This window comes from Compostibacter hankyongensis (assembly GCF_039541075.1).
GTDB lineage: Bacteria > Bacteroidota > Bacteroidia > Chitinophagales > Chitinophagaceae > Compostibacter > Compostibacter hankyongensis.
Genome location: NZ_BAABFN010000020.1, coordinates 91,991 through 108,163, shown reverse-complemented (window position 1 = coordinate 108,163; position 16,173 = coordinate 91,991). Strand labels below are relative to the sequence as shown.

The following is a 16,173-nucleotide window of genomic DNA, read 5'->3' as shown; positions in this document are numbered from 1 at the left end:
GTCATTATTTCCCCCATACCTCTATCTCCTGGAGATAAACCATGCTTCCCGTCTGGTGTACCCCGTCCACATACAGCAGCAGGCTTTTCGTATGCAGTGGACTGGAAAATACATGGGTACGGCTGCCGGTCTGCGTGTTGCCGGTAACCCGGAGCTGCTCGTGCCAGGCGGGATCCGAAGGGTATTCTTTCGCCAGCTTAACATCATACCGGTCTGTTCCCTCCGGCGGATCAGCCTGGTTGAATTCGTTCATATCGATACGGGCCAGCGTAAGCTTTTCAGAATAGATCTCCGTTCCCCGTTCAAAGAAGACCAGGCATTTTCCGCTGTGGGTCACGGCAAGATCAGAATATCCCGAAGGACCGGGTACGATCAGTCGCGACTTGGTCCAGGACGCTCCGTCGTCGTTGCTCAGCTTTACCGTAAGCCGGTTACGATTAGCCGTTCCCGTTACCTGGTGATTCAGGTTGGAAAACAAGACGCGCCGGTCTGAAGGGTTCCCGGAATAACGGATGATGCTGCCTTGATTGACCGGGTCGGGCAGGGCGGTATCGGCCACCGGATCGCTCCAGGAAAGACCGCCGTCGGCGCTTTTGCTCACCGCCCGGTAAAGACCGTCATGCCAGCGCATGTTCAGCACCAGCGTGCTGTCGGCGGTCTCAAATGCGGTGCTCTCGCTCATCTCGCCGATCGATGGGGGCACTATGCCGCCGGGCTTCCAGGTGACGCCGTGATCGTCGCTATAGATCACCCCCACCCGCCGGGTGGCGCCATCCTGCAGCGGACCGGAAGGCTTGAGCGGTATGATCAGCCGCCCTGAAGCCGTCTGCAGGCCATGTCCCGGACCCGTCAGCACCCTGTTCCAGTTGAAGCCCGCGTTACTGCACAGGGCGGTCACGCTTGCCGTGATGTCCACGGGGGCGGAAAAGGTGACGCCGTCGTCGGTGCTTTTCATATAAAACACCTGCTGGGCATTCCGGCAGAAGATGATAAAGATATCGCCGGTATTCCGGTCCAGGACCGGAACCGGGTTCCCGATCGTAGCATTGTCCCCGTCACCGTAAAGCAGCTGCTGTGGCTGCCAGGTAACACCGTCGTCAAAGCTGCGCTTCAGGACGAGATCGATGTTGCCGTTATCGCCCGCATCGTCTTTCCGGGCCTCGCAGAAGGCCAGCACGGTACCCTGTCCGGAGACCAGCAGCGCGGGGATGCGGTAAGCAAAGTATCCGTCTTCCCCGCCGGTATAAACATCCGTATGCGGAAAGGGCGGCGGCGGGGCGGCCAGCTTCAGGGGCTGCGGATCCGTCCAGGTAGCGAAGGTATATTGTGTGAAGTACCAGTTCTTGTACCACTTGATCACAATGCTATCCACCGACACCATCCTGTTCCAGCTCAGGGCCATGAGGGCAGGACTGCCGGCATTGACGGGCGCAAGGTTGGGCGCCCAGGCGCTGTCGGCATCTGTACCCCCGTCTCCGTCGGCCGCATTTTTCACAAAACGGGTATTAAAAAGAGCGGGATGCACGGTGCTGAGCGTAGCGGTACGGGCGAGGTTCGTTTCTACGGTGTCCGCATCCTCATTCCCGTGGTGCGGAAGCCTTCCGAGCAGCTCCGGAAGTATTTTATCACAGGAGCAGCAAGCTACCATGAACAGCAATGCGACAAGATAATTCTTCATCATGATGGAGTGATAAAAAATAAAAAGTGAGATTACTGATGTTGATACAGGCGGTCTGTTTCCTTCAGATTGAACCGCACGCTTATGATCGAATTTTTTTCCGGACCCGGGCGGTATTTAATATAGGTAGTGGTGACAAAGGTGCCGTCCGGAAGGACCTCCAGACCGGAATATCCGCAGTCGGCCCAGCTCCTGTAGTTATGCAGCAGCTTCAGCCGGTACTGCCCCGGTCTTCCTTTTATAATATCGTCATAGGCGCCTACCCAGGCTACAAAGTGTTTGTGGGTGGGGCTGCCTGTTCCCGTATCGCGGAATACGACCACCAGGCGTCCGTCCGGCGCATAAGCGGCCTGGTGCCGGTCGCCCCACAGTCCCGCCGGCAGAGGCCGGGCGGCGGACCAGGTGCGACCCTCGTCATCGCTGGTCATATACAGCGAAACGTGCTTATCATTTTCCCGTATCAGGCAAAGCAGCTGTTTTCCCGAAGGAGAGCGCACGAGCGTAGGCTCGCAGGGCTTAAGACCCGGCAGGTCCAGGACGATCCGCCATTTGCTCCAGGTAAAGCCGCCGTCATCCGAAATGCTCTGGGCCACTACGTTGGATTTGGCTTCCTTTTTTTCACCCGGGCGCCGGAGGTTGGTCATCGCCAGCAGCCGCTTTCCGCCGTCGACGGGCCGGATGGTACAGAAGGGCATCACGCTTGGCTGCAGACCGGCGCTTTGCATCGGCGACCAGGTCTTCCCTTCGTCTTCCGAATACGCGCGGTACATGCTTCCGTCCGGCCCCTGACCGGCAAATACAAACAGCCGGTAGCGGCCTTTAGGGTCCGGCAGGCGGTAGATGGCCGGACAATTGCTTACGGTCTTCCAGTTTTCGGGAACGTTCAGCAGGGGCGACCAGGTTCTTCCTCCGTCCGTGCTGCGCTTCATGGGTCCGCAGACCCCGCCGTGCCCGTAGGTCCATACCGCATAAAGGGTCTTTCCGTCCGGCAGCAGTACGGTAGTGGGCTGTCCCTGGTATACCGTCGCCGTCCCGCGGGCCACGATCACCTGTCTTGCCGTATCTGCCGAAAGATCGATGGTGCTCAGGGTGTCGCCCTGCGTTTGCGGCAGGCTCATCACGGCAGGCCCGGCCGCCGGCCCCGGCAAAAGACCGGAAAAAGCGGAAAGCAGGCAGCTGCAACAGAAGGATATCAGATTCAGATACGGCATATAAATGTATATATGTTCTACATAACAACAAATGTAACCGGTCGTATCTTTATTTCCAAATATTTTTCAAAAAATTTTTTACCGGAAAAATTCCATGCCATCGAATACCCTACGCGGAGGGGACATCAGGAAAGATATTTTCTTATCGACTGCTTTGTCCGGGAGGGAGTCGGGAAATGATTTCCTTGCCGCGCTTTACGGCTGCGGAAAGAATTCGGGAAGGATCTCCCGGCAGGTCTTGCGCAGCGGGAGGACGTCGCCGGGATCAACGGAGCGATAGGGCCACCGGAGCCGGGTTTCCACTTCCGACCACCCGCCGATGGCGGCAAGCAGCTTGTCCACCGCCTGGTTGGAATAATGCCGCTCGGTAATATAAGGCGTGATATGATCCCGGAAGAACTGCCGTATCCTGCTCTCCAGCTCCGATGCGGAGGCCGGATCGGTCAGCATGGTCCGGTACCAGCGCTGGGCGGCGCCGGGGTGCAGGCAGGCCACGTTGGAGTAGGCGCCATGCGCGCCGAGACGCAGGCCGGTAGCCAGGGTATGTCCCGGAACAAAAAGGGACAGGTCCGGGACGGCCCGCTTCATCGCGGCGAACCACTCTGCATCTCCCCCCGCTACCTTACAGCCCACCACGGGTACGCCGGCCGCGGAAATGACAGCAAAATCAAGCGGGGTAAGCCGTTTTTTGGCATGGGGCGGATTATACAGCACCAGGCCTACGGGGGCCGCGGCTGCGCCGGTCACCTCCAGGAAACGGATGATCTCGTCGGATGCCGGCGGATACCAGTCGGGAAGCGCCACCTGGATGGCGCCGGGTTTCAGGCCCACCGTCCTTTTTATCCTTTCGAGGGAAAGCACGGGACTCATATGGCTGCACCCGATCTGAAAAGGTATGCCGGCAGCCCCGCATTTCTCCGCCAGCAGGAGGCTGATCCGGTCAAATTCATCTTCGGTCTGGTTATAGAACTCCCCCGCGGTGCCGTTGGAATAGATTCCGTCTACACGCATGGACAGGATGAGATCTATCTCATCGGCCAGTCTGGAAAAATCAATGGATTCGTCTTCGTTCACAGGAACGAGCAAGGTAGCCCAGTTCCCCCGGATATCACCGGCTTTTAAAGGGTTCATCCGGTATGGCTTTAACGTAAATACGGCGCCCTATCGGTTCAGCCGTTCAAAATGCGGTTTCAGGTGTTCCTTCATCCCTTGCCGGAAATCCTCGGGCGTTCCGGTTTTCAGTATCTCCAGCAGATCGCGGTGGGTTACCTTCCCGGATAAAATACCATCTTTTTTCCGCAGGTCGACCACATATTCGAAGATGGGCAGGAGCATGCTCTGGAAACGAAGAAAGGTAGTATTTCCGGTCATCTGATAAAGCTTACCGTGAAAAGCGATCTCATTTTTTACCTTAAAGGGCGTTCGTACCTTGCCCGTCTCTTTATCCACAATGCTTTCCAGTTCTTTCAGATCTTCTTCCGTCATACGGCGATACAGAATATCTGCCAGTCCCATCTCCAGCACCAGCCGGAGCTCAAAAAGATCCTGCAAGGTCTGCTTATCCAGGATCAAAGGATCGAGCACCCGTTCAAAGGCTTTCAACACATCGGGCTCGGCCAGGATCATGCCGCGCTTCTTGCGCGTTTCGATCATGCCCAGCATCCGCAAACGGCTCAGCGCTTCACGGACGACATTTCTGCTCACTCCCAGCGCTTCGGCCAGCTCCAGTTCCTTGGGGAGCGGACTGCCCGGTTTGAGGGCTTTTTTCTTAAGATATTCTCTGAGCTTGGTTTCCACTACATCAGCCATAGAGCTCGTTTCCACCCGTTGGATGTCTTTGCTCAATTCGGTGCTCGGCATGTAAAATACGGTTTATAAGAAAAATCAAAGATCGTACTTTTTCTCATATTATGTAGGACAAAAAATCATATTCTATTGCGCTCTTTATGTACCCTCGTTTTTACTTACATGACCACTTTCCGCGTTACCCGGTTCAGGCTCAGCAGCCAGACGATACCCAGGGCAACGGCGAACGTGAACGCCGCGATCAGGATGATCTTGAAAACCGCCGGCAGCGGAATGTTGGGATAGATAAGATCGTATCCTACCTGTACAAACACAAAGTGACAAAGATACACACCGTAGGTGAGCGCAGCGGCCCTGGTCAGCGGGGGCGATACATGGACCCGGGATGAACGGGGTCAGCAGCCGCCGGGCCCGGCGGCGGTAAAAGGAACCCATATCCATATTCACCGGCAGCAGCAGCACGCCGGAGATCATCACGAACAGCGGCACGCAGGGACGCACCAGGCTTCCGATAAAAGCGCCGGTCAGGAATTCGGCATGGTTATTATCGAACTGCCCTACGAAAGGATCGCAGGAGTGAGAGAAGATGACCAGGCAGCAGGCGGTGATCCGCAGCACATCTACCCAGGCAAGGTGTGTTCTTTGCATGGTTCGAAGATTGCAGGCCGTAAGATAAACAAGGATTCTCAGAGTTCTAAGCATAAATGGCGTTGCTTAATCCGTTTCAATATCCTTCTTCATTGAAATAGTATATATCTTTATTACACAATACCTGATTTTGATCAACATAGTCTATGCGAAAAACGAACTGGATTATTATTGATAAAGTCTTCCTACTGACAGGTATACTTCTTTTTGCATCATGGTTCGGGTATCGTTTTTTTCAATTCAGATCGTTTTTTAATCAGATAAAACAGAACGGCGTTTATGGGGTTGCGCATATCGACAAATGTATTTCCGCTCCAGGCAGAGCGTATGGCAACCGGTACATGCGAGGACATGTGTACTTAGAGTATTCTTTCCATGACAGCGGAAAGATTTATAAAGGGAAGAAGTATGAAGAGCTATACCCGGGAGAATCATGGAGATTTCTAAACAGGGATTTCTCAGTGTTGTATTCCAGTAAAGATCCCACCCAAAGTGTGCTGCTGGTCACGCCAAATTCATTTTTCATGTTTGGTCTCCCCTTTCCGGATAGTCTAAACTGGGTAAAGGATTGCGAACTGAAGAGTGCTTACAACAGGAAGAAGAAATATTTCCAGTTCTGGGATTATTGAAAGCGGATATTTTATATACTACCGGGTCACCTGACGCAAAAAACGTTTAACGGTATACGTAGCGATCTGACCGCCCGGACCGCGGATGTTATAGTCAAATCCATGGGTAGCCCAGGGAAGGGTCAGCAGGAAGCACTTCACATTATCCCCGGCCAGTTTCTTGCTGAGCCGTATGCTGTGTTCATAGGCGACAAGCACATCCTTCTTCCCATGGATCAGCAAGGTAGGCACCGACCGGGGGGATGCCGCCAGCAGGGGAGAGCTGTTTTCATAGTGCCGCGGAAACTGTTCGTAGCTCCCTCCCAGATAGTCACGCATAACCTTACGGGAATCCATGATCCAGGGGTTTGCAGGCACCGAATAGCCCCAGACCATATCGGCAGGGGCATAAAAGCCGACGACGCCCCGCAGGCCGGGCTCCGCCAAAGTATAAGCCGCCTGCAGGGCAATCTGCCCTCCGGCAGAGCGCCCCAGCAAAACGAACCGGGAAGTATCAATGCCAAGCTCCACCCGATGCGCTTTCAGATAGTTAAAAGCACACTGCACATCATTTACCTGTAGCGGACTTTGGTATCCGGGCGCCAGCCTGTAATTGATCGACGCCACCTGATAGCCCGCCCCGGCGAGCACGCTGTTGATCTCCGGCAGCTCACGGCTGTCACCGCTGCTCCATGAGCCGCCATGCACCACTATTATACAAGGTCGGACGCCCTTTAATGACGACGGATAGAAATCAAGCGTCAGGGAAATACCGGGATAGCGGCGGTAAGTAAAGCTGCGATACGGCACTTTTCTGACACCCGAAAACATCCTTTGAAAAACAAAAGGCCGCGGCCGGATGTCGCCGCCGCTGTTCACAGGAAGTCCCCAGGCTGCGTTAAACCGGCGGTCGACCTGCACGGCAACGCGCCATGCCTGCAGCACGGGCGACATAAACAGTAAAACAGCAACGATTCCCGTAAGCGTACCCGCGAGTCTGTATTTTCCTGTCCGGATGCCGGCCGCGACCACCAGGGCAGCGACGCCTGCAAATACCCAGGGAAAACCGTCTACCACTACGGTGGCCATCCAGAGAAAATAGGCCGGCGGTCTTACAACGGTCAGCAATGAGATCAGAAAAAGGACAACAAGGACAATCAGCCGGATCATAATACGGGCATTAAAAAAGGTTTCAGCTAAACCGGCTGAAACCTTTGTCTGTACTCTGTGGGCCCACCTGGGCTTGAACCAGGGACCACCTGATTATGAGTCAGGTGCTCTAACCAGCTGAGCTATAGGCCCGAATCCGCTTCACGGATTCAAAAAGGATTGCAAATGTAAGGATTCCGGACCAATGCCGGCGAATTTTCTTACCGGCTATACGCCTTGTTTTTCGGCGCCGCCCTTTACCTCCTCAAAGTCGATGTATTCGCCGTCCACCTGGGGCGGAGCGGGCTGCTGAGCTGCGGCATCCTGCTGGCGCTGCCGCCGGAGCTGGTCTTCCATCCGCTGCTGCATCTCCTGCATATGATTGCGCACCCGCTTGGTAGACCGGTAAACGGGGATGATAAACTCAAAGATCAGTTTATACAACAGATAGAAAAAAAGTATCTCGAGGGCTAATTCCAGCAGCTTCATGGTATAGACAAAGATACCCCCTTATTTTTATAAACCCCGGCTTCTTCCGCGACTTTTAGGCTTTTATTAACGGGCAACGGCAACCCTTTTCACCCGTCCCCAGGCAGTTCCCGGTGCGCCGGGAATGAGGAAACCCACCGGTATTCCGGATGCCGGACCGCCGCCTTTCTCAGCGGTTCACCAGCGCGCGGGTCATCCCGGCGGCTTCGACGGCGGCCCGCTGGTTGAACTCCCAGGTCATCTTGCGGTAGTTGACCAGATCGATGATCGTTCCGACAAGACAGATGCCGTAAGTAAACAGGTAGAGTATACCCATGCCCGCCTGATTCAGGATAAACCGCTGTATGCCGGCCACGCCGAAGAAGCCGAGCAGGGTGCAGATCAGGATGGTCTGGGGGTCTTTCCGGCGACCCTGGTACAGCATCAGAAAGTGTCGCTGCTGTTCGTCGCTGAGCTCCCGCAGGAGGTTTTGCAGGAAGAGCAGCTCTTCGTTTTCGATGCCCGGAAGCATCAGCAGGGCGTTTGTGTCCATGGATCAGGTTGTTTTAAAAAGGAAGACGCGCGGAATCTGTGAAGCTGCCGGGGCGTCAGCACGGCAATGCGATGCAGGATCAGCAGCAGGGCCGGCGCGCCCAGCGGATGGCTTTCCCAGGAAGCCTGCCACTGTCCGTGCAGCAGGTAGGCAATGGCATGGCCCAGCCCGCATCCCGGGCAGTGTGTAAAGCCGAGGTTAGCCAGGGGACAGAGTGTAAAATCACCCCGGCCCGGGTTGCAGCAAGCCAGGCAGATCAGCCCTGCGGTCCAGGCCAGCAGCTCAAGGTCGATTTTCCGGAACAGCTTCACGGGATAAAGATAAGACAATGCCGGCAACGCCCCTTGCATGGCCGGACTGCCCGGCTTCCGCGCTCAGTCCCCCCGTTTGAACAGGCGCACGATAAACAGCAGGATGATGGCGCCGACAAACGCAGTGATCAGCTCCCCGACCAGGCTCGTGCCCGTGCCGATGCCCAGCTTGCCGAAGATCCAGCCGCCCAGCCAGCCTCCGACGATCCCCACGATGATGTCGACAATTACGCCGAAGCCGCGGCCGCGCATGACCTGACCGGCCAGCCAGCCGGCAATACCGCCGATGATAAGCGTCCAGATTAAGTTCATGACTATAGGTTTTAATGGTGAACGGTTCGTGTGTGTCGGAAAACCTGAAATAAACCCTGTCAGCTACGATTCGACGCCGGTAATTTAACCGGAAGTTAACAAAATTTCCCGTAATCCGGAATTTGTTTTTATGTGTTGGAAATAAATAAATGTCTTACCTTTGTAATGGATTTTGATTCATTTGAAGGGGACAAGCTGGTGTCCCCTTCTTTTTTACACATATGGATAATAAAGATGCTATCCTGGCCGCCGTCAACAAGGAGGTAGAGGACCTGCTGGCTTCCCTGCCGGAGTATTTTCTGGTAGATATAAAAATAAAGCCGACGAATAATCTGAAGGTATTCGTGGAGGCTGACGGGGGCATTTCCCTGCAGCAGCTGACCACGCTGAACCGCAGTCTTTACAAGCGGCTGGAAGCCGCCGACCTCTTCCCCGAAGGGGATTTTTCGCTGGAAGTATCCTCTCCCGGCCTGGAGGCGCCGCTGAAGCTGGAACGGCAATACCGCAACAACATCGGCAGACAGGTGGAAGTGCTGCTGGCAGACGGACAGACCCTCCGGGGCAAGCTGCTGGAAGTGCGGGAACCGGGCATCGTGCTCGAGGTAAGCCGGGGAAAAGGCAAGCAGCTGACCATCGAACAACGGGAAATACCTTTTCACACTATTAAATATACCAAAGTATGTATCGTGTTTTAAAAAATACCAAACATGGCAAGCATTAATCTGATCGAGTCGTTCACCGAGTTCAAGGAGGCGGAAAACATCGACCGCCCTACCCTTATGAAGGTACTGGAAGACGTCTTCAAGACGCTTCTGCGGAAAAAGTACGGGGAAGACGACAATTTCGACGTGATCGTAAATACGGAAAAGGGCGACCTTGAGATCATCCGCCGGCGCATGATCGTAGACGACGGAGCCGTGGAGAATCCCAATACCGAGGTGCCTTATTCCGAAGCCATAAAAATAGAACCGGATTACCAGGTTGGCGAAGAGCTCTATGAAGAGGTGAACATCCAGGATTTCGGCCGCCGCGCCATCCTGGCCGCCAAGCAGACGCTGAGCGCCCGCATCGGAGACCTCAAGAAAAACATCCTGCTGAAAAAATACGGGGATCGCGTCGGGGAGATCATCTCCGGAGAAGTATACCAGGTATGGAAAAAAGAAATCCTGCTGCTGGACGACGAGGGCAATGAGCTGATACTTCCTAAATTTGAGCAGATCCCGACGGACTATTTCAAAAAAGGAGAGCACGTACGGGCGGTGGTTAAAAAAGTGGAAATGCGGAACAATACCCCGCAGATCATCCTGTCCCGTACCCATCCGAGCTTCCTGGCCAAGCTGCTCGAAATAGAAGTACCGGAGATATTCGACGGCCTGATCGTGATCCGGAAGATCGTACGCGAACCCGGAGAGCGCGCCAAGGTGGCCGTGGAATCGTACGACGACCGCATCGACCCGGTAGGCGCCTGCGTCGGCATGAAAGGAAGCCGCATCCACGGCATTGTAAGGGAGCTGCGCAACGAGAACATTGACATCATTAACTTTACCAACAACATACAGCTGCTGATCCAGCGCTCGCTCACCCCGGCCCGCATTTCGCATATGGACGTGGACAACGAGAATCTGTATGCCGCGGTGTACCTCAAACCCGACCAGGTGTCCCTGGCCATCGGTAAAAAGGGCGTCAACATCAAGCTGGCCTGCGAGCTGACCGGCTACGAAATAGATGTTTACCGCGATGAGGAAATGATCGAAACCGAATACGATGTGGACCTGGATGAGTTCAGCGATGAAATCGAAGAATGGATCATCGACGAGCTCAAACGCATCGGATGCGATACCGCCCGCAGCGTGCTGGAGCTGAGCGCGGAAGAGCTGGTACGCCGCTCGGACCTCGAAGAGGAAACCATCCGGGAGGTACGGCGTATCCTCCAGGAAGAATTCAACGAAGACGCAGCGGAAGCCTGAGGCCGGCTGTCTTGTGAACGGTAAAATGTGTTCCGGTTCGCCGGCGGGGGTCGTCCGATGCTGAAAAAACAATATATTAACAGCTGAGCCGGGCATGATAATGCTTATCCCAGAGGGAAATCCGCTGGCATGAACGCCATCGAAAAACGGACATGGCTGTGAATAAATGTTAATATGCAAGGGGTCGCCTGCCCGCCGCAAAGCTATGGCAAGCGGGTCCAACCGCTAAAAAAATGAATATTAACCGGACGAAAAACAGGAGGAGTTTAACTGAATGCCCGTAACAAACAAAACACCACGATTGCTGGCCGCGGCCAAGGAATTCAACATCGGTAAGGAAACCCTGGTGGAATTTTTAGCCTCCAAAGGCTTTGACCTGGGCGACGTAAAGCCCACCACCAAGCTGGACGAAACGATGTATGAAGCCCTGCAGCAGGAGTTTCAGCAGGACAAGGCCAACAAGCGCAAAAGCGATCAGATCGACCTGCCGAGGGGGGTAATGGTGGAAGCACAGCCCAGGAAGGAAACGGAAACGGAAGCAGCGCCCGCTGAAAATGCACCTGCACCGGCTGTGGCCGAAGCCCCGGAAGCGCCCGAAGCACCCGCACCGCCGGAAGCGCCCGCCGCTCCCGAAGTGCCGGATATTGCCCCGCCCAGCCCCGAGGCGGAAACACCGGTTCCCCCGGAAGCCGCCGAAGCGGAAAAACCCAAAGTAGGCGGTCCGAAAGTGATCACCACGATCGACCTGGACGCCATCAACTCCGCTACACGGCCCAGGAAAGGAGCTGCCCAGAAGAAAAAGAAAGAGGAAGAAGCGCCGGCCGCCGCAGAAGCTGCAGAAACGCCGCAGGCCGCCGCACCGGAACCCGGACCGGCCGATGTTCCCGCCCCGGAAGCAACCGAAGCGGCCCCGGCGGAAGCCCCGGAAACACCGCAGGCCGCTCCTCCGCAGGAAGCGCCGGCCGCCGGACAACCCGAGACGCCCGCGGAAAGCGCTCCAACCGTAGAGAACATCAAGGTGGGAAGACTGGGCGGACCCAAGGTCGTCGGCAAGATAGAGCTGCCCACCCCGTCTGAAAGAACGCGCGGCGAACAGCGCAACAAGGAAAAGCGCAAACGGAAGCGCATCCCCATCGAAAAGAAACCGGAAGCGGCAAAAGGCCAGCATCCCGATCATAAAGACCAGAACCAGCGCGGCCCCGGCCGCCGGGGCGACCAGCGGAAAGGCAGACAGGCGCCCGACAAGGAGATCGACGAAAAGGAGATCCAGGAAAAGATCCGCGAAACGCAGGCCAAGCTGGCCGGCACCTCACGCGGAAAAGGCACCAAAGCCAAATACCGCCGCGCACGCCGCGAAGAGATGGCCGAGCAGCAGGCAGCCCGCGATGCCGCCGAGAACAATGTGCTCCAGGTAACCGAGTTTATTTCGGTGAGCGAGTTTGCCAACCTGATGGACGTCAGCTTTGCCGACGTCATCAGCAAATGTATGAGCCTGGGCATCATGGTATCGATCAATCAGCGCCTGGACGCCGAGGTCATCGAGCTCGTGGCATCCGAGTTCGGCTATGAAGTGGAATTTATCGGACTGGAAGCCCAGGAAGACCAGGAAGAGGAGGAAGAAGAGGACGATCCCGAAAACCTCTCACCCCGCGCGCCCATCGTGACCATCATGGGACACGTGGACCATGGTAAAACCTCGCTGCTGGACTATATCCGCAGCGCCAGCGTAGTAGCCGGCGAAGTAGGCGGCATCACCCAGCATATCGGGGCCTACGAGGTTACCCTGCCCGGCAATAAAAACATCTGCTTCCTGGATACGCCGGGTCACGAAGCCTTTACCGCCATGCGCGCCCGCGGGGCCAAAGTGGCCGATATAGCCGTGATCGTTATTGCCGCCGACGATGCGGTGATGCCCCAGACGCGGGAAGCCATATCCCATGCGCAGGCCGCCAACATGCCCATGATCTTTGCCATCAACAAAATAGACAAAGAAGGCGCAAATCCAGAAAAGATCAAGGAACAGCTGGCCGGCATGAACCTGCTGGTGGAAGACTGGGGCGGCAAGTTCCAGTCCCAGGAGATATCCGCCAAACAGGGGCTGCATGTGGACCAGCTGCTGGAAAAGATACTGCTCGAAGCCGAGCTGCTCGAGCTCCGCGCCAATCCCGACCGCCCCGCTTCCGGCGGCGTGATAGAAGCTTCGCTGGATAAAGGACGGGGATACGTGGCCACCCTGCTGGTACAGAACGGCACCCTGCGGGTGGGCGACGAAATGGTATCCGGCGCCTACTATGGCCGCGTAAAGGCCATGACCAACGAACGCGGTCAAAAAATGAGCAAAGCCGGACCCGCCACCCCCGTACAGGTGCTGGGGCTGAACGGCGCGCCGCAGGCCGGTGAAAAATTCAAGATCTACGAAGACGAGTCCGAAGCCAAGGAAACGGCCGGACGCCGCGCCCAGATCCTGCGGGAGCAGGGTATCCGCGCACGTAAGCACATTACCCTCGATGAGATCGGCAGACGCCTGGCCCTGGGCAACTTCCAGGAGCTGAACGTCATCATCAAAGGCGATGTGGACGGCTCCGTGGAAGCGCTCAGCGATTCGCTGCAAAAGCTTTCCACCGAAGAAATCGTAGTGAACATCGTGCACAAAGGAGTCGGACAGATCACCGAATCCGATGTGCTGCTGGCCACCGCCTCGGACGCCATCATCGTCGGCTTCCAGGTAAGGCCCTCCCTGCAGGCAGGCCGCCTTGCCGAGAAGGAAAACATAGAGATCCGTACCTATTCCATTATCTATGACGCTATCGAGGAAATAAAAAGCGCCATGGAAGGCATGCTGGAACCCAAGGTCGAGAAAAAGATCGTCTGCAATGTGGAAGTGCGCGAGATCTTCAAGATATCGGGCGTCGGCACCATTGCCGGCTGCCAGGTGCTGGACGGAAAGATGAACCGCAATACCCGCATCAACCTGGTACGGGACGGCATCGTGGTCTATACCGGCGAGCTGGCTTCGCTGAAGCGTTACAAGGACGATGTGAAGGAAGTATCGGCAGGCATGGAATGCGGCCTCGGCATCAAAAACTACAACGACATCAAAATCGGGGATATCGTGGAAGGATTCGAAGAAGTGGAAGTAAAAAGAACACTATGACCCTCAATCCGCTGAAACAGGTCGCGCTGCTGACCCTCATGCTTTGCGGCTTAGCGCCGCTCCGTGCTCAAACGGTGGCTTACTCCGGCGCCAACAAACCGGTAGCCGACCAGGTGGTGGCCGCCGTGGGGAACAAGATCGTGCTGGAGAGCGAGCTGGAAAACCAGCTGTCGCAGGCGCGCCAACAGCAGGTGCAGCTTCCGCCCGACGCCAAATGCTTTTTCCTCCAGCAGATGCTGGCCAATAAGGCGCTGGTGCTGCAGGCCGAGCGGGACAGTCTTCCGGTGACCGATGATGAGGTGAACGCACAGCTTGAGCAGCGGCTCCGGTATTTCATCGGGCAGTACGGCTCCCAGGAAAAGATGGAAGAGGTGACCGGCCGCTCCGTGTACCAGATCAGGGACGAGTTCAGAGAGCCTATCCGGGAAGGGCTGCTGGCCCAGGCCATGCAGAGCAAGATCTTTGAAGGCGTAAAGATCACCCCGTCCGAAGTAAAGGATTATTTCGATAAGATCCCCAAGGACAGCCTCCTTTTCTACGAATCGGAGGTGGAGGTCGGGCAGATCGTGCTGAACCCCAAGCCCAGCCCTTCCGTGGTACAATACACCATCGATCAGCTGAACGATCTGAAAAAGCAGGCCGAAAGCGGACAGAAATCCTTTGAGGTGCTGGCCACCATCTATTCCAAAGACGTGGCCACCGGCGGGAATGTGTTAACGGTAGACCGTACCCAGCATAACTTTGACCCCGACTTTGTAGCCGCCGCCTTCCGGCTGAAAAACGGAGAGATCTCCTCCGTCACCAAAACGCAGTTCGGCTATCATATCATCCAGATGGTCAGCCGCCAGGGCGATATTGCAAAAGTGCGCCATATCCTCCTGATCCCGCCGATCACCCAGATCGATCTGGACCGCACCATAAAAAAGCTGGACAGCCTCCGCACCGATATCGTGGAAGGGAAAACCACCTTCGGGGTAGCGGCCGCCAAGAACAGCGACGACGATAATGTCATGACCGGCACCAAGCGCTCCGGCGGCATGTTCACCGCCCAGGACGGGTCTACCTACCTGCCGATAGACCAGCTGGACAAAGGCATTGTGCTGATGCTCGATACCCTGAAGGTAGGCGAGATATCCGCGCCCGTAACCTTTACCCCCGATCCGCGGATGCAAAACAGCTCCGTCCGTATCGTTTACCTGAAATCACGCAGCGAGCCCCATCGCGAAAACCTGCAGGACGATTACAGCAAGATACAGGACCGGGCCCTGCAGGAAAAGCAATACAAGGCGCTGATGAAATGGTATGACGAGCATATGCCCTCTTTCTATCTGCGCGTGGACCCGCAGTATGCGGATTGCCCGTCGATCGGCGACTGGGTAAAGAAATCTCAGTCGGCAAAAGATTAATATGGAAACAGGGAACGCGCTGCGGATCATCTCCTACAACGTAAACGGCATACGTTCGGCCATCAACAAGGGCTTTATGGAATGGCTGGCCGGCTACCCGGCGGATATCATCTGCATGCAGGAAACAAAGGCCTTCCAGGACAATATAGATCATGCCGCCATCAGCGATCTGGGGTATCATCAGTACTGGTACTCCGCCCAGAAAAAAGGATACAGCGGCGTAGCCGTATTCAGCCGGGTAAAACCCGACAACGTGGGCTACGGCAACGGTTATATGCAAAGCGATTCCGAAGGACGGGTATTGCGGCTCGATATCGGCGACCTCACCCTCATCAATGCCTACTTCCCTTCCGGCACTACCGGCGAGATACGGCAGACCTATAAATACCAGTGGCTGGATGAGTTTTTCGAGTATCTGCAGCTGCTCAAAAAAGAACGTCCGCAGCTGATCGTCTGCGGCGATTATAATATCTGCCACAAGCCTATCGACATTCACGATCCCGTGAGCAATAAAAAATCTTCGGGCTTCCTGCCGGAGGAAAGGGCGTGGATGGATAAATTTTTCTCCAGCGGCTTTACGGATACCTTTCGGCACTTCAATCCGCATCCGCACCAGTACAGCTGGTGGAGCTTCCGCGCCAACGCACGCGCCAACAACAAAGGGTGGCGGATCGACTATATCAATGCCACCGAAAACCTCAATACCCGCCTGTCCGACGCCTGTATCCTGCCCGATGTCCGGCACAGCGACCATTGCCCGGTATGTCTTTCGCTGCTGCCCTGATAAGGCAGGGGCATCTCCGACACCGTAAAACGCCTTCCGGCCTTTCATTTTTATCCACACGATATGCACCTTTGAGCAGATGGCCAAATCCCCGTTCAGCGCAGGTTACAGCATATAG

Annotated in this window: 16 protein-coding genes, 1 tRNA gene and 1 pseudogene; 6 read left to right on the top strand and 12 right to left on the bottom strand. The window is 55.8% G+C overall.

Annotated elements, in window-relative coordinates; all coding sequences use genetic code 11:
- Window positions 1-4: 4 nt before the first annotated feature.
- From ABD851_RS15220 to ABD851_RS18065, 6 genes and pseudogenes are all read right to left on the bottom strand, one after another.
- Window positions 5-1,681 (bottom strand): sialidase family protein, encoded by a 1,677-nt coding sequence (locus ABD851_RS15220; RefSeq protein ID WP_344980818.1) that lies wholly within the window; start codon window positions 1,679-1,681, stop codon window positions 5-7.
- Between the two features lie 29 nt (window positions 1,682-1,710).
- Entirely contained in the window at window positions 1,711-2,889 is a 1,179-nt protein-coding gene (locus tag ABD851_RS15215; RefSeq protein WP_344980816.1) for a sialidase family protein, read from the bottom strand.
- A 195-nt stretch (window positions 2,890-3,084) separates the two neighbouring features.
- Window positions 3,085-4,020, bottom strand: coding sequence for a dihydrodipicolinate synthase family protein (locus ABD851_RS15210; protein ID WP_344980814.1), 936 nt, complete (start codon window positions 4,018-4,020; stop codon window positions 3,085-3,087).
- A gap of 30 nt (window positions 4,021-4,050) precedes the next feature.
- Window positions 4,051-4,749, bottom strand: coding sequence for a FadR/GntR family transcriptional regulator (locus tag ABD851_RS15205; protein WP_344980812.1), 699 nt, complete (start codon window positions 4,747-4,749; stop codon window positions 4,051-4,053).
- Window positions 4,750-4,853: 104 nt separating this feature from the next.
- Complete coding sequence (locus ABD851_RS15200; RefSeq protein WP_344980809.1) at window positions 4,854-5,009, bottom strand: hypothetical protein; 156 nt, start codon at window positions 5,007-5,009, stop codon at window positions 4,854-4,856.
- 46 nt (window positions 5,010-5,055) lie between these two features.
- Window positions 5,056-5,343, bottom strand: a pseudogene (locus ABD851_RS18065) (acyltransferase); the annotation flags it as partial.
- A gap of 146 nt (window positions 5,344-5,489) precedes the next feature.
- Here ABD851_RS18065 and ABD851_RS15190 point away from each other — a divergent pair.
- Window positions 5,490-5,972 carry a hypothetical protein gene (locus ABD851_RS15190; protein ID WP_344980805.1) on the top strand — a complete coding sequence of 161 codons (483 nt, stop codon included), beginning with the start codon at window positions 5,490-5,492 and terminating at the stop codon, window positions 5,970-5,972.
- An 18-nt stretch (window positions 5,973-5,990) separates the two neighbouring features.
- Here ABD851_RS15190 and ABD851_RS15185 read toward each other — a convergent pair whose 3' ends face one another.
- The 6 genes from ABD851_RS15185 to ABD851_RS15160 all read right to left on the bottom strand — a co-directional run bounded on the left by ABD851_RS15185 (window position 5,991) and on the right by ABD851_RS15160 (window position 8,744).
- On the bottom strand, window positions 5,991-7,121 hold the full coding sequence (locus ABD851_RS15185; protein ID WP_344980802.1) for an alpha/beta hydrolase fold domain-containing protein: 1,131 nt from the start codon (window positions 7,119-7,121) through the stop codon (window positions 5,991-5,993).
- 58 nt (window positions 7,122-7,179) lie between these two features.
- A tRNA-Ile gene (locus tag ABD851_RS15180) sits at window positions 7,180-7,253 on the bottom strand.
- Window positions 7,254-7,328: 75 nt separating this feature from the next.
- Window positions 7,329-7,589, bottom strand: coding sequence for a hypothetical protein (locus ABD851_RS15175; RefSeq protein WP_344980800.1), 261 nt, complete (start codon window positions 7,587-7,589; stop codon window positions 7,329-7,331).
- A gap of 169 nt (window positions 7,590-7,758) precedes the next feature.
- Window positions 7,759-8,121 (bottom strand): TM2 domain-containing protein, encoded by a 363-nt coding sequence (locus ABD851_RS15170; protein WP_344980797.1) that lies wholly within the window; start codon window positions 8,119-8,121, stop codon window positions 7,759-7,761.
- Window positions 8,100-8,471, bottom strand: coding sequence for a DUF2752 domain-containing protein (locus tag ABD851_RS15165; protein WP_344980795.1), 372 nt, complete (start codon window positions 8,469-8,471; stop codon window positions 8,100-8,102). The genes ABD851_RS15170 and ABD851_RS15165 overlap by 22 nt, the downstream gene beginning before the upstream one ends.
- A 24-nt stretch (window positions 8,472-8,495) precedes the next feature.
- Window positions 8,496-8,744 (bottom strand): GlsB/YeaQ/YmgE family stress response membrane protein, encoded by a 249-nt coding sequence (locus ABD851_RS15160; RefSeq protein ID WP_344980792.1) that lies wholly within the window; start codon window positions 8,742-8,744, stop codon window positions 8,496-8,498.
- A gap of 221 nt (window positions 8,745-8,965) precedes the next feature.
- Here ABD851_RS15160 and ABD851_RS15155 point away from each other — a divergent pair, with 221 nt between their 5' ends.
- The 5 genes from ABD851_RS15155 (at window position 8,966) to ABD851_RS15135 (ending at window position 16,055) form a co-directional block, all read left to right on the top strand.
- Window positions 8,966-9,439 (top strand): LSm family protein, encoded by a 474-nt coding sequence (locus tag ABD851_RS15155; protein WP_344980790.1) that lies wholly within the window; start codon window positions 8,966-8,968, stop codon window positions 9,437-9,439.
- A 12-nt stretch (window positions 9,440-9,451) separates the two neighbouring features.
- Window positions 9,452-10,711, top strand: a complete 1,260-nt coding sequence (gene nusA / locus ABD851_RS15150; RefSeq protein WP_344980787.1) for a transcription termination factor NusA — start codon at window positions 9,452-9,454, stop codon at window positions 10,709-10,711.
- Between the two features lie 274 nt (window positions 10,712-10,985).
- On the top strand, window positions 10,986-13,865 hold the full coding sequence (infB, locus tag ABD851_RS15145; protein WP_344980785.1) for a translation initiation factor IF-2: 2,880 nt from the start codon (window positions 10,986-10,988) through the stop codon (window positions 13,863-13,865).
- Window positions 13,862-15,271 carry a peptidylprolyl isomerase gene (locus ABD851_RS15140; RefSeq protein WP_344980783.1) on the top strand — a complete coding sequence of 470 codons (1,410 nt, stop codon included), beginning with the start codon at window positions 13,862-13,864 and terminating at the stop codon, window positions 15,269-15,271. Before infB ends, ABD851_RS15140 begins: the two co-directional genes overlap by 4 nt.
- Window position 15,272: 1 nt before the next feature.
- On the top strand, window positions 15,273-16,055 hold the full coding sequence (locus tag ABD851_RS15135; RefSeq protein ID WP_344980781.1) for an exodeoxyribonuclease III: 783 nt from the start codon (window positions 15,273-15,275) through the stop codon (window positions 16,053-16,055).
- The last annotated feature ends 118 nt before the right edge of the window (window positions 16,056-16,173 follow it).

What these genes read in the sequence shown, in the direction of transcription:
- ABD851_RS15165 (WP_344980795.1), bottom strand. Translation starts at nt 8,471, where the DNA reads ATGCAAGGGGCGTTGCCGGCATTGTCTTATCTTTATCCCGTGAAGCTG.
- ABD851_RS15140 (WP_344980783.1), top strand. Translation starts at nt 13,862, where the DNA reads ATGACCCTCAATCCGCTGAAACAGGTCGCGCTGCTGACCCTCATGCTT.
- ABD851_RS15170 (WP_344980797.1), bottom strand. Translation starts at nt 8,121, where the DNA reads ATGGACACAAACGCCCTGCTGATGCTTCCGGGCATCGAAAACGAAGAG.
- ABD851_RS15205 (WP_344980812.1), bottom strand. Translation starts at nt 4,749, where the DNA reads ATGCCGAGCACCGAATTGAGCAAAGACATCCAACGGGTGGAAACGAGC.
- ABD851_RS15220 (WP_344980818.1), bottom strand. Translation starts at nt 1,681, where the DNA reads ATGATGAAGAATTATCTTGTCGCATTGCTGTTCATGGTAGCTTGCTGC.
- ABD851_RS15215 (WP_344980816.1), bottom strand. Translation starts at nt 2,889, where the DNA reads ATGCCGTATCTGAATCTGATATCCTTCTGTTGCAGCTGCCTGCTTTCC.
- ABD851_RS15190 (WP_344980805.1), top strand. Translation starts at nt 5,490, where the DNA reads ATGCGAAAAACGAACTGGATTATTATTGATAAAGTCTTCCTACTGACA.
- ABD851_RS15155 (WP_344980790.1), top strand. Translation starts at nt 8,966, where the DNA reads ATGGATAATAAAGATGCTATCCTGGCCGCCGTCAACAAGGAGGTAGAG.
- ABD851_RS15210 (WP_344980814.1), bottom strand. Translation starts at nt 4,020, where the DNA reads ATGAACCCTTTAAAAGCCGGTGATATCCGGGGGAACTGGGCTACCTTG.
- infB (WP_344980785.1), top strand. Translation starts at nt 10,986, where the DNA reads ATGCCCGTAACAAACAAAACACCACGATTGCTGGCCGCGGCCAAGGAA.
- ABD851_RS15160 (WP_344980792.1), bottom strand. Translation starts at nt 8,744, where the DNA reads ATGAACTTAATCTGGACGCTTATCATCGGCGGTATTGCCGGCTGGCTG.
- ABD851_RS15185 (WP_344980802.1), bottom strand. Translation starts at nt 7,121, where the DNA reads ATGATCCGGCTGATTGTCCTTGTTGTCCTTTTTCTGATCTCATTGCTG.
- ABD851_RS15135 (WP_344980781.1), top strand. Translation starts at nt 15,273, where the DNA reads ATGGAAACAGGGAACGCGCTGCGGATCATCTCCTACAACGTAAACGGC.
- ABD851_RS15175 (WP_344980800.1), bottom strand. Translation starts at nt 7,589, where the DNA reads ATGAAGCTGCTGGAATTAGCCCTCGAGATACTTTTTTTCTATCTGTTG.
- nusA (WP_344980787.1), top strand. Translation starts at nt 9,452, where the DNA reads ATGGCAAGCATTAATCTGATCGAGTCGTTCACCGAGTTCAAGGAGGCG.